Origin of the sequence: Brakhagea baltica (assembly GCF_052161605.1) — a bacterium.
Classification (GTDB): domain Bacteria; phylum Planctomycetota; class Planctomycetia; order Pirellulales; family Pirellulaceae; genus JBKCUI01.
The window spans coordinates 2,485,165-2,498,538 of record NZ_CP197409.1 but is presented as its reverse complement, the minus strand read 5'-3'; the positions used below and the strand labels follow the sequence as shown (position 1 = coordinate 2,498,538).

At 51.2% G+C, this 13,374-nt stretch carries 9 protein-coding genes; 6 read left to right on the top strand and 3 right to left on the bottom strand.

The window, feature by feature from the left end; all coding sequences use genetic code 11:
* Positions 1–309: 309 nt before the first annotated feature.
* Both SH449x_RS09170 and tnpA read left to right on the top strand, forming a co-directional pair.
* The gene (locus SH449x_RS09170; protein WP_482381035.1) at positions 310–3,750 is read left to right on the top strand and encodes a protein kinase domain-containing protein; all 3,441 of its coding nucleotides are present in this window, start codon (positions 310–312) and stop codon (positions 3,748–3,750) included.
* Positions 3,751–4,085: 335 nt separating this feature from the next.
* On the top strand, positions 4,086–4,568 hold the full coding sequence (gene tnpA / locus SH449x_RS09165; protein ID WP_482381034.1) for an IS200/IS605 family transposase: 483 nt from the start codon (positions 4,086–4,088) through the stop codon (positions 4,566–4,568).
* A 412-nt stretch (positions 4,569–4,980) separates the two neighbouring features.
* On the opposite strand, the gene SH449x_RS09160 is transcribed toward tnpA, so the two are convergent.
* The 3 genes from SH449x_RS09160 to SH449x_RS09150 form a co-directional block, all read right to left on the bottom strand.
* The gene (locus SH449x_RS09160) at positions 4,981–5,964 is read right to left on the bottom strand and encodes an ABC transporter permease subunit (RefSeq protein WP_482381033.1); all 984 of its coding nucleotides are present in this window, start codon (positions 5,962–5,964) and stop codon (positions 4,981–4,983) included.
* Between the two features lie 14 nt (positions 5,965–5,978).
* Positions 5,979–6,455, bottom strand: coding sequence for a thioredoxin-dependent thiol peroxidase (gene bcp / locus SH449x_RS09155; RefSeq protein ID WP_482381032.1), 477 nt, complete (start codon positions 6,453–6,455; stop codon positions 5,979–5,981).
* Positions 6,456–6,914: 459 nt separating this feature from the next.
* Positions 6,915–7,559 carry a hypothetical protein gene (locus tag SH449x_RS09150; RefSeq protein ID WP_482381031.1) on the bottom strand — a complete coding sequence of 215 codons (645 nt, stop codon included), beginning with the start codon at positions 7,557–7,559 and terminating at the stop codon, positions 6,915–6,917.
* Positions 7,560–7,791: 232 nt separating this feature from the next.
* On the opposite strand from SH449x_RS09150, the gene SH449x_RS09145 reads away from it, so the two are divergent.
* The 4 genes from SH449x_RS09145 (at position 7,792) to argB (ending at position 13,368) form a co-directional block, all read left to right on the top strand.
* Positions 7,792–8,769: a UDP-glucuronic acid decarboxylase family protein gene (locus SH449x_RS09145; protein ID WP_482381030.1), complete on the top strand. Its 978-nt coding sequence runs from the start codon at positions 7,792–7,794 to the stop codon at positions 8,767–8,769.
* Between the two features lie 200 nt (positions 8,770–8,969).
* A complete protein-coding gene (gene leuA, locus SH449x_RS09140) occupies positions 8,970–10,631 on the top strand; it encodes a 2-isopropylmalate synthase (protein ID WP_482381029.1) in 1,662 nt (553 codons plus the stop codon).
* Between the two features lie 43 nt (positions 10,632–10,674).
* Positions 10,675–12,234, top strand: coding sequence for an MFS transporter (locus SH449x_RS09135; protein WP_482381028.1), 1,560 nt, complete (start codon positions 10,675–10,677; stop codon positions 12,232–12,234).
* A gap of 216 nt (positions 12,235–12,450) precedes the next feature.
* On the top strand, positions 12,451–13,368 hold the full coding sequence (argB, locus tag SH449x_RS09130; protein ID WP_482381027.1) for an acetylglutamate kinase: 918 nt from the start codon (positions 12,451–12,453) through the stop codon (positions 13,366–13,368).
* Positions 13,369–13,374 lie beyond the last annotated feature (6 nt).

Below are 13,374 nucleotides of genomic sequence, written 5' to 3'. Positions count from 1 at the left end.
GCAGGAATAGATTAGCCTTCGACATCAACATGATCGAAATGGTGTCGCTATGGTGGATGGCACGGTGTTTGTTTTCTTCCTACCGACATTATGCCCCCACGGGGCATTCAATCCGGTTCGTCCCGTAGGGACTTAATGTCGGCAGGAACACCTGACGTTCGGTACTCTTTTTTTGTTACAACCATTTTCGTTTCCTGCGAGAAAGGTCTTGGTATAATCAGGGTCGTCCCGTCGCCTATGTTCCGGCCAACTCCGTTGGATACCATGGACCCAGTCCGCCCCCTCCCGTTTTGATTGTTGTTAATTTTCATGTCATCGCCTGCCGACGATACACGTTTCACCGAAATCCCTGATTGCTCGACTCCCGAGTCTAACAGTCCTCGCCCGGTGGCTAATTCCGGGCCGTCGCTCTCACAAGAGAAATTGTCTCGTTTTGCAGGGCGATACGAGTCCCTCCAGCTGGTTGGCACAGGGGGGTTCTCCAATGTCTACAAAGCTTACGATCACCAAACCAGCCGACATGTAGCCTTAAAGGTATTGCGATCTGAGATTGGAGCTGCCTCTAGCACACTGATATCGGACCAGAAAAAATCCGAAATTCTAAGGCGTGAAGCATCGGCCTTTTCCATCCTTCAGCATCCCCATATTGTCACACTCTATGACCTGCAACTTGAACAGAGTCCACCGTTTCTGGTTATGGAGTTTGTTGAAGGAGAATCGTTAGCAGAATTCCTCGAGGAACATCCTCATGGCGTTAACGCAAAGCAAGCTGCCACGATTGTTCTGGGAATCCTGCAGGCAATGTCATCCGCGCACTCACACGGCATTTTGCATCGGGATATCAAACCCTCCAATGTCCTACTGGATAGATCGCGGACATTCCGCGACCTCAGCTTCTGTCCTAAGCTAGCCGATTTCGGCTTGGCGAAAAACGTTGACCAGGACACCTTGTCCCTATCTCAAGATGGATTCGTCGGCACGATCACCTTCGCCCCACCTGAATTGTTAAACAAATTCGGTGCATCACACTCGGAGAGATCTGACATTTATTCTCTAGGTTGTATTCTGTATTGCCTCCTAAATGGCCGGAAGCCTTTCGAGGGGGCCACATTCCTCGATGTGATTCAGCAAATTAAGGACGGAACCTACACGCCACTAACGGAATTGGCATCGGTTCCTAAAGATTTGATCGCCATCTGTGAGCAAGCCATGGCGTTAGAACCGGTGGATCGTTACGCAACAGCAACTCGATTTGCAGAAGACCTGGAACGATTTTTGTCTAACAAGCCAGTTCTCGCGCGTCGAGCTCCGATCATGATTCGATCGTTCCGATGGATGCAACGGCACGCATGGGAAACGGGTGCCGCTTGTTCGCTGATCTTTGCGGTTGTTTCCGCTGCGATGTTGCTCCTTTGGAATTATCGGCAATTGCAACACTTCAATTCCGAATTGGATAGTCGCAACACGGAACTAACTGCGGCTCTCGAAGCATCACAAAATGCGAATTTTCGCAACGAACAGATTATCTATGTCTCGGATCTAAACCAGGCAGCCAACGAAATCGAGGCCGGAAATCATATCGCTGCTCGAGCTATTCTGGATAGGTACGACGATACTTCGCCTCTAGTGCGACACCGCGATGTCGATTGGTTTCTCCTCCGACAGCAAACGAGCAGGACAGGTACCGTTCTCGCCGCGTTCGATCATCCACTATACGTTGGTCGATGGGATCCAAACACGCGGAGGTACTATGTGGGCGGGGCAAATGGTCGAGTCATTTGTATTGATCCAGAGTCACGGACAAGCCAGACCGTATTGTCCATCGGGGATTCGGATGTCAATGCAATCGCCTGGACGACAGATCCGTCCGATGCGTGGATCTCCAGCGATGACGGAACTGTGCAAAATTGGGATCTTGTACAAGGAAAGTTGCTTTCGACAACCAAGCTTTCAGATCCAGGCGTGAAAGCCTTTGATATCCTTCTGTTTTCAGCGTTAAATAAGCTTGTAGTATTTGGCAATAACGATCGTGTTTACGTCGGACCAATTCTTCGATCCGATGCAGAGAGATCTCTGCCCACCTCCGCAGGGGCTCGCGAATCAGAACAGACCGACTCTTTGCGCCGTGTCCTCCCCGAGCTTCAACGTGCCGCGATCTTCGATCGATCAACGAACCTAGAGTTCGACATTACGTCCGTAGCACCGGGGCCGGATGAGCAGACATTTCTGGCTGGTACAAATTCGAGACACCTACTGACTGTAAATGCCGTAGATTTCGAAATCCAGCAATCGATTCGCCTCGTTGATTCGAAAAACCAACCGAATGAAAGGGTTGCTGTTGATCAGGTTATTATGCATCCCGAAAAAATTTGGGCCGCATGTACGACGCCTGATTTCTACCTTTCAATAGCCGATCTACGGAAGGGGGAAGTGCTGTCATCCGTTTTGTTACCCGAGCCACCCGCATCAGTTCAGTGGATGCATAGCTCTGCTGGCATGTCGCCAGCCAACGAAGATATAGTCTCGGTGGATCGCAGTACACCAGCACAAATCTTGATGGTTGGTCGGCATAATGCATTTGCCCGATATTCTGTTTCTGGGGTTGGACAGCTCGCTCTCGAAAACGCTTGGACTGCTGAGAACGAACGCATTTACGGGCTCCTATTCAACTCAACTTTAGACGAATTCGTCACCCTCTCGAAATCAGGGCGAGTCCAAGCCTGGGGGATCGATTCCGTGGACACAACCGGCAAGTCGGCGACCTTTAAAGTCGATTCACCACTTATTTGGAATTCGGTTTGTTTCTGGGATGATCTCGGCCAACCAGATCTACACGAAGAAAGGTCAATGAAAAACACACCTTTACTGATTCTTCTGCAATCAGAAGGACAAGTCAAAGCGTACGTTGAAGGAGCTATGGCGCAGCCAGTTGTTATTGCTGAAGGTGTGGATAACGTGCAGATTGGACGTGCGGGCCCGCACGGTATGTTTCTCGCCAGTCCGGATCGTTTGCGCCTTCTTTCCTCTAGTGCGATTGCAGAGATCGTCGATTCCAACGATCAGTTTGCCATGAATCTTTCCGCAGGATGGCGAGAGATTCCCTTGTCAAAGGGAAGCCATCCGATCGAGAGAGCTAGACGATTGGTATTGCCTATGGTTTCGGGCGATGGTCAATGGATTGCAGGATACGACTCTAGCACCGAGGAGGTTTGGTTCTCTCGCTGGGGAAGTCAGGAGGTTACAAAATCGTTTCCCGCCCGCGAGGTGAGTGCTGTGCATTTCTGTGAAGTGAATCAAATTTGGTGGTGGAATGATCGTTATTCCATATTCTCTTGGAAGAATGAGAGTTCCGAGGGGCCGCAACGAATGCTTGATCTGGTCAGTCTTCCCCGTAGGATCACTAGCTCGCGTGATGGGCGGTATATTGCTGCGTCGGACAGCTATGGCGGGTGTTACGTTTGGGATGAGGGAGGAAATAGATTAACCAATTTAAAGTTTCCCCATACGCAAACCGTCTCGGATGTGAGTTTCAGTTCAACGGGTCGAACGTTGATGACCTTGACGGATTCGGGCGTACTTCGATGCTGGAATTTGGAAAGCGGCCGATGTTCCTACTCGGAAAAGAACCAAGAGCCACAGCAAAAACGGTATGGGGGATTTCTCGGGAAGGGAAACTGGCTCATGCGAGAACTTCCCCACGTCATTGAAGGAGAAATGACGATCGAGCGATTGCCAGATGGTGGAACGTAGATAACCCGTCGAGTGGACGAGCTGGGGTGGCACATCCTTAGGAACGAAGGGTGTGGAGAACGATCACCCTCTGCATTCCTCAGATCGCCCCCTCATGCCGAAATCTTGCCCCCACGGGGCATCCAAACCGGTTCGTCCCGTAGGACGCAATGTCGTTAGCCAGCAAGCGTCGCATCTTTGTTTTCGTCCCGTAGGGACGCAATATCGGTAGCACTAATGTCCCCTCCTCCGCCCTTTCGCGTCCCGTAGGGACGCAATGTCTGACGCCTCGTCCACGGATATCGATACAATGGAATGATTAACCATCCTACCTTATCCACTCCCCGAGGGAATCCATGGCTAACACATTCACCCAAATCCATATTCATGCTGTGTTTACCGTCCAAGAACGTGCATGCTTGATCCGCGATTCGTGGCAAGAAGAACTCTATAAATACATCACCGGCATCGTACAAAACCATGGCCACAAAATGATCTGTATCAATGGGATGCCAGATCATGTCCATTGCTTCTTTGGGATGCGACCATCGCAATCGTTGTCCGATCTGATGCAAGCGATCAAAGGGGATTCCTCCCAATGGATTAACAGAAAAGGCTGGATCCGAGCTCACTTCAAATGGCAGGAGGGATTTGGCGCCTTTTCCTACAGTCGCTCTCAAGTGCCGAGCGTGGTGAAATACATCGAAAACCAAAAGGAACACCATCGCAAGGTCTCGTTCATCAACGAATACCATAATTTACTTCGGAAATTTGAGGTCCCGTTCGAAGAACGATATTCGTTCGTTCCGATCGAGTACGATCAAGGGGATGTCCATTAACCGAGCCCCCTACCGACATTTTGCCCCTAACGGGGCGTGGCGGATGGCGCGATGTTTGCTTTCTCCTACCGACATTTTGCCCCTAACGGGGCGTGGCGGATGGCGCGATGTTTGCTTTCTCCTACCGACATTTTGCCCCTAACGGGGCGTGGCGGATGGCGCGATGTTTGCTTTCTCCTACCGACATTTTGCCCCTAACGGGGCGTGGCGGATGGCGCGATGTTTGCTTTCTCCTACCGACATTTTGCTCCTAACGGGGCGTGGCGGATGGCGCGATGTTTGCTTTCTCCTACCGACATTATGCCCCTACGGGGCGTGGTGGATGGCGCGGTGTTTGTTTTTCCTACCGACATTTTGCCCCTACGGGGCATTCAATCCGGTTCGTCCCGTAGGGATGTAATATCGGTAGCAACTAGTTGGGGGCGGGGAGATCTCTGGTTCGGAATTTGTTCCAGGCCAATAGATAACAGCTTAGCCCCATGACTAACAAGATCGTTATGAACGCCAATGGCTCGCATCGACTCATGAGAAAGTCGGCTCCCGACCGACTAGAGTCCCCAGGTCCAAACCAATGCCAAGCGGTCTCAGGATGGTTAGATACTCGCTGTACTATCCAGTCCGGTTGGTATGCTGCCAAAAATGTGAACGGGGTCAAGAAATGGGTCTGGGCCGTCGACTTGGACAGAATAAACAAAAGCAACTGGAGCACGTAAATACCAATCACCGTTCCAATCGTCCTCCAACGGTATTGATCGCGCGCACTGAAAAATACACTTAAACCTAAAACGGCAAAACCAAGCGAGAAGAGATTAATCGTCGGCAAAATATAAAGACTGGGATTCACAAACTGTCGAAGGGGTACGAGCTCCGTGGTCTTCTTGACAAGTGGGTTGTCGATCTGCAAACCAATCCATGGCAAACTCCAGAAGCCTCCCTTCGAGACTGGGGTAGAATTGGTTTGAATTCCCAAGCATAACCCCAGGTAAAACAGAGTGCACAGTAACGCTAAGCCTGTAATCGTTACCGCCGCGTGTGCAGCAAACACTTTGCTCCTGCTAACGGGTTGAGCCAACAGCAGTTCCATCGTCCCCCGATTTAATTCTCCGCTTACCACGTCGGAACCGCGTGCAATGCACCAAACCAGAACGCAAAGTAACAACACGGGTTCATCAAAGGTGAATCCCACCATACCTTGGTAGGTGAGAAATTGCTCCAATGGTACTGGTGAAAATTTTTCGAAGGCTTTGAACTGCTCAAGCAACGAGGCAAAGCTGCTTAGTTCGAACTGGCTAACCGTCCAGATTCGAACCCACGGGAACGCGAAAAGAATCACTGCGCACGCGCCCCAAAGAAGAAACGACTCGTGCACATACTTTTTGATCAAGATTCGAAACATGTAGGCGTGCTTAATTAAGCGTTTAAGGCCTTGAGCGCCTCGAGGACTTGTTCGTCGTGACCGTCCACGCTGACGCGCTTCCAGACCTTGGCAACTTTGCCTTGGTTGTCGATCAGATACGTGCTTCGTTGAATGCCCATGCTCTTCTTGCCGTACATGTTCTTTTCTCGCCAAGCTCCATAGAGTTCAGCAATCTTGTGCTCTTCGTCAAAGAGCAAAGGGAAGTTGAGTTGATACTTGTCACGAAACTTTCCATGAGACTTTACATCATCACAGCTCACGCCCAAGACGACCGCATCCAAGGCCTTGAGTTCTTCGCTGCGATCCCGAAACGCACACGCTTCCTTGGTGCAGCCAGGCGTATCATCCTTGGGATAGAAGTAGAGGACCACCGGCTTTCCTTTGAAATCGGATAGCTTTACCTTTTTGCCGTCGTCAGCTAAGGCAGTGAATGCGGGGGCTTTTGTTCCTTCTTCTAACCAATCGCTCATAGTTTTTATCAGGTCCTGTAAGTGTCTTGGGGAAACGTAGTTGTATCACGGGCAATGTCGGTAGGCTAGTTTAGCTGGTTGACCAGCCAATTGGCCCATTTTGTGGAAATGCCCCACGCTTGCCGTGGGGATAGTTACGTTTCTTGCTAAATAGGCGGCGGTAACTCAATTCCTCGCTCATCCAGGTTCGGCGGCTTCGCCGCCGAACCTGGATGAGCGAGAAGGCTGGGCGAATCATCAATTTAGCGAGAAACTTGACACTCCGCAGGGCAAGCCTGCGGAATCTTTGTTCTGTTGAAAGGAGGCTCGGATTGACTATTACTCAGTTGCCGCCTAGATCAGGATTTCTGAGCCTGAAAACGAAAACACCGCAGCGGTGAGGCTGCGGTGCTTGTGGATAGGGCCGAGATTGATTCCACCTTGCAGAATCAATAGATCTTGGCTAAGGCAGCGTTATTGCTACTTGGCTGGTGTGGTAGCAGCCACGGGAGCCATCGCCATCAAAGCTGCCTTGTACTTGGCTCGCGCGACGTTGAGACGAGCGGTCATCTCGCATTCGGTTTCTTCTTTGTCCACGACGTAGATCGTCTTGGCCTTGGTCGACTCCGCCAATGTCTTGGCTTCTACCGAGCACGTCGAGGTCTTATCACCTACTTTGTAGGAGACGGCAACGGCTTCCATGGCCTTTTTGACTTTGGTCGCAACTTCGCCAGCAGCGACTGGACAGGTCAGTGCTTCGCCTGCAACGGTGGTCTTGCCGGAAACATCACAAGTCTTCGGAGTTGCGTAGGCGGCTACAAACTTCTCAGTTTGTTCGACCAAGCTAGTAAAAGCAGCTGTTGGGCACTCAAACGACTCCTTGCCAACAACATAGCTCACGGGCTTGCCGGTGCTCTTTGCCATCGACTTGGCAGAGTTTTCGCAGCAAGCTTGCTCATCACCGACTTTGTAGACGAGTTGTGGCAACTTTGCCATTCCCTCGGTTACCGGGCAGGCCTTGCACTCGGTAGCACACTTGGCATCGCACTGGCCTTCATCGCCAGCGATAGCAAATCCACCAGACATTAGGATGGCGGACATCAAACTTAGCTTCAGAACCTTCATCAAAAACTCTCCAAGAGATGGGACAGAAAGTGGAGTTATGTTCAGCAAACTTTGGCAGCAAACTGCAATCGCTTCCAAGCTGCATAATCCTTAGAATCCATGAGTATACGCTGTGGGGTACGCTCCGGTTTGAACATAACCGGAATTTCCGACACCATTGTAGGGCTACGGCGTGTAGAAGCAAATTTCATTCGCAATTCCCCCTAAACGGGTGGAGCTTTGGAGACAGCCAATGGCAGCGGTAAAACGGATCCTCGTCTCGGGAGGAGCTGGTTTTCTGGGATCTTACATGTGTGAGAAACTAGTGGAGGAGGGGCACGATGTTATCTGCCTCGATAACTTCTTCACGTCTCAAAAGTCAAATGTCGTGCATTTGCTCGGTCGCCCCAACTTTGAGCTCATCCGCCACGACGTTACCCTGCCGATTTTCCTCGAGGTGGATCAGATCTACCACATGGCGTGCCCGGCAGCTCCCGGCCATTACCAGTTCAACCCCATCAAAACGATCAAAACGTCGGTCATGGGTTCCATCAACATGCTCGGGATGGCAAAACGATGCGGTGCCCGAATCCTATTAGCTAGCACTAGTGAAATCTATGGTGATCCTCTCGTACACCCGCAACCAGAATCCTACTGGGGCAATGTAAACACGATTGGAATTCGTTCTTGTTACGACGAAGGGAAACGGGTGGCTGAGACGTTGTTCATGGATTATCACCGTATGAACAAGGTTGATATTCGCATCGTTCGAATTTTCAATACTTATGGGCCACGCATGCACCCTTATGATGGCCGGGTCGTCTCGAACTTTATACGTCAGGCGATTCAGGGGCAGCCGATTACCATTTTCGGCGAAGGTCAGCAGACGCGGTCTTTTTGCTATCGAGATGATTTGGTCGAAGGCATCTTTCGGCTGATGAACAATGAAAATGGGTTGATTGGGCCTGTGAATATAGGCAACCCAGGGGAGTTTACGATTCGGGAGCTTGCGGAGCTAGTCGTGGAACTGACCGGGGCCAAAGTCAGCTTGGAGAAGCGACCTTTACCGCCGGACGATCCCTCCCGGCGGCAACCAGACATTACGCTTGCCAAAAAACAATTGAATTGGGAGCCGAATATTGCCTTGCGAGATGGGCTGGAGCGAACGATCCGGTGGTTCAAATCGATCGATTTGGATCAATATCGACCACCAACACCGAACTATAGCTGATCTCCGTTGACGAACCAGAATTTGCGAGCTAGTCTAGTGACTATGAAGAATTCCAGCTTGCAAAACCTTACCGCTCTACTGCTTCGACTCGTCTAAAGCGAGCCGGGGTTGCTGGATTTTTTTATTCCTTTAACACACCAAACCCTGAAGCTCGTTAGTCGAGACTCAGGGTTTTTTTATTGACCTAGGTAGATTTCAGAATGGCAAAGTACGTACCCTTTCCCCCAATCCATCTTCCCGATCGCATGTGGCCGAATCGCGTTATCAGCGAGGCCCCTATCTGGTGCTCGGTCGACCTCAGAGATGGCAATCAAGCCTTGATCAACCCGATGAGCCCGGCCAAAAAGCACGAGCTATTCCAAACTCTCGTCAAGATTGGCTTCAAGGAGATCGAGGTGGGCTTCCCCGCCGCATCCGAAACCGACTTTACCTTTGTCAGGGAGCTAATCGAACGCAACTTGATCCCCGATGATGTCACGATCCAAGTTCTCGTGCAAGCTCGCCGCCCGTTGATCGAGAGGACGTTCCAAGCCATTGAGGGAGCGAAATCGGCTATCGTTCACTTGTACAATTCAACGTCCACGCTTCAGCGACGGGTCGTGTTCAAAGCGACTCGCGAAGAGATCATTCATTTGGCGATCGAGGGTGCCGAGTGCATTCGTTCTTTGGCGGCTGCATGTCCCCCTGGATCGGTTCGTTACCAGTATTCGCCCGAGAGTTTCACCGGCACGGAGATCGATTATGCCGTGGAGATATGCGAAGCGGTCTGCAATGTTTGGCGGCCAACCCCGAGCAATAAAACCATCATCAATCTGCCTTCCACGGTAGAGCTCGCGACTCCGAATGTTTACGCCGATCAAATCGAACTCTTCTGCCGCAAGTTCAAACCGAGGCAGTCGACGCTCATCTCTCTGCACACGCACAATGATCGAGGTACAGGAATCGCAGCGTCCGAGTTGGGGCTGATGGCTGGTGCAGACCGCATTGAAGGTACGTTGTTTGGAAATGGAGAGCGCACAGGCAATCTCGACATCGTGACCATGGCGCTCAACATGTACACCCAAGGGGTCGATCCCAAGCTGAACTTCTCGAACTTGAAAGAGATACGTCGCGTTGCAGAATTCTGCACCGAACTGAAAGTCCCCGAGCGCATGCCGTATGCCGGCGATCTGGTCTTCACAGCATTTTCTGGATCCCACCAAGACGCGATCAAGAAAGGCTATGCGGCGATGCAAGAAACCAAACAAGAGCAGTTCGAGGTTCCTTACCTTACAATCGATCCGGCAGATATTGGGCGGCAATACGATCCTGTAATTCGGGTCAATTCTCAATCTGGTAAAGGTGGCGTTTCGTTCCTCGTTGAGAGCGAGCTTGGCTTTCAGCTGCCACGGAGGCTCCAAATTGCGTTTAGTCAAGTTATTCAGAAAATCACTGACGAAACAGGGCGAGAGATCGCTGCCCGCGAGGTAGCTGACAAATTCCTGAGCACGTACGTTAATCCACCGTGCACGCTGCAATTAGCGAGCTTTACTCCCATCGAGTGCCTGGACGAAGATCAAGAGCGGTATCGTTTCTCGGTTTCCTATGGAGAGAAGAAGGGGGACGTCGAGGGGCAGGGCTTTGGTCCTCTGGATGCCTTCATTCATGCGATGAGGGATTCGCACGGGCTCTCTTGCGATATCCTCGATTATCATGAACATGCCATGGAGTCTGGTAGCGATTCGATGGCGGCTGCCTATATACTAGTCAGAACACCACATGGCCAGGAACTGTTCGGAGTTGGGCAACACAAATCGATCACGAAAGCATCGTTGCAGGCTTTGGTGGCCGCGATCAACAGGAGCTTGGCCATCCCCAATTAACCTACCTTTTTTGCTTGGTCATTTCCAAGCTTCGGAGTTAGCGATGCGAATCATGGTTCGCATCGCTCGTTCCAGAGAGTACGAATCGATGACCAAAGATCGGGATACCGTTATCGGCACCACTTCGGATTCGGTGCCTGCCACACAAGTAAGGTTTCGGATTATCCTGGTCAGTGTCTTGATGGCATTCTCGCTGTATTTGACTCGCAACTCGATGCCCGAAATAGTCAAATCGGAGTCGTTTCTACAGGACTCAGCGTTGCTCGCAGCTCCCTCCACCCGTTTTTCTGTGGAGCTGTCTAGCATTGGCGATGCGGGATCATTGTCGCAGTTCATCAGGGTAGATTCCGAACAAATCCGTGCACCGATGACGATTGCGGACGGACTAACGCAAAGCGAGGCGTTGGGATTGCTTGAACGAGTGGAATCGACAGGAAGTGCTGGATTTGCACGGATATCGAAGCAGCAGATCGGTAGTATCATGGGAGTTTTCTTTTTTACTTATGCTCTGCTGCAAATTCCGGCCGGATGGATTGGAGATCGTTTAGGAGCGCGGCGTGCGTTAACGGGTTACATTCTGCTTTGGTCGTTGTTGGCAGGTATTTCTGGTTCCGTGTTTAGCTTGACCGGCATATTGTGGGCGAGGCTCGGTTTCGGCTTAGCTCAGGCGGGGGCTTACCCCACGAGCAGTTCGATTGTGAGACGCTGGTTTCCACTAGGGCAAAGGGGACAGGCGAGTTCGTTTATCTCGATTGGCGGACGGTTGGGAGGTGCAGTGGCTCCCTTTCTGACCATGTTTCTGATCCTTCACATAGGTGGTTGGCGGGTCACCTTATGGGTGTATGCGATAGTCGGACTTGCAGTTGCCGCTGCTTACTTTTGGATCGTAAGAGACAGGCCTAGCGAGCATCCAGATTGCAACCCTTCTGAGCGGGAGTTGATTGGAGAGCCAATCGATGATACCCGTCCCATGCTTAAGGAGATTGGTACCGCAACGATAAAGTGTTGTCAGAGTCCCAGTCTTTGGCTCAACGCGATTGTTCAGTTTTGCATCAACATGGGGTGGGCGTTTCTGGTGACATGGCTCCCAACTTACCTGAAGGAAGCTCATCAAGTTCCCGAACAGAGAGGTGCGCTGATGGTTTCTGTGATTCTCGCCATGGGAATGATTGGGCAGTTTGCAGGTGGCCGATTGACGGACTGGAGTGTACGACGATTTGGACTGAGACTAGGACGAATTTTACCTGTGACCTCTACAAGCTTCGTGGCGGGCTTGGCGTATCTGATGTGCATAGGTGGAGGATCGCTTTGGTTGGTCGTAGTTTGCTGTGCGGTCGTCTCATTGATGACCGATGTGGGAAATCCGTCGTTGTGGGCGATCATGCAGGATATCGGGGGCCGTAATACAGGTTCAATTTTTGGCTGGGGAAACATGTGGGGGAACTTCGGGGCAGCGTTGCATGCAAAACTAATCCCCTTGTTGCTCGCATCTACCCTGGGGAGCAATGGCAACTACGCGGCTGTGTTTCTCGTTTGTGCGATCAGTTTCTTCGTAGCGGGATTCTGTGCTTTGGGAATCAATGCCTCGAAGCCCATTTTGTAGGAATCCGTGACTGTGACCAGAACGGATAAGGTGCACCAAGTTGACCAATCACGCAATTTTGTTAGACTAGTCGGTTTTTTCGGCATTTTTTGAACGGTCTAAGATGACCGCCCCTACCTCGCCGAAACACGTTATTTCCCGCCGTCGTATCGACTCCTAATGCGACGGCTTTATTAGTTTTATTAACTCGTTTTCTGCGGATTTGTAGGATTCAACATGAAGGCCCCACTCGAAGCAATTGCCAAGGCAGATACGCTGATCGAAGCCATGGGGTGGATCCGCCGATTTCGTGGAAAGACGACGGTCATAAAACTGGGTGGTTCGTTGATGAACAATCCCGATGCCATGCGACATACGTTGCTCGACATCATCTTTATGGAAACCGTGGGAATGAGGCCCGTCGTCGTCCATGGTGGTGGTCCGTCGATTAACAAGGCGATGGAGGCGGCGGCGATCGAACCTGTCTGGATCAAAGGGCGTCGCTACACCGATGCGAAGACGCTCGAGATTGTCGAGCGAGTTCTCGGCTACGAAACCAACGAGTACATCGCCGACGAGATCGAGCGACTCGGTGGACGAGCCATGAACCTCAATTTCCGAACGACCAACGTATTGTTCGGGGAAAAGCTCTCTCTCGATGACGATGGCGCACCATTGGATTTGGGCTTCGTAGGACACGTAACCAAGGTCGATCGGCAAACGATTGAGTCCCTTACGTATACCGAGCAAATTCCCGTGATCCCCTCGATGTGCATCGACGACAATGGCCAAAAATACAATGTCAATGCGGATACCGCTGCAATGGCGGTTGCCGAGGCTCTCGGTGCAGAGAAACTGATATTCATTAGCGACGTTAACGGAGTTCGCAAAGACAAGAATGATCCCGACAGCGTACTGCATTCATTGACCGCACAAGAAGCGAGGCAGCTCATCGATGAAGGCGTGATCGCTGGAGGGATGATTCCCAAAGTGGAGGCTTGCTTGGCAACCCTCAATCGAGGTGTTGGCAAAGTTCACATCATCGATGGTCAACTGCGCCATTCGTTGCTTTTAGAAATTTACACAACGGCAGGAGTGGGAACCGAGATCGTTCCCGCTCGTAATGCTCCCTCAACCAGAATCACACAGAACTGAATGAGA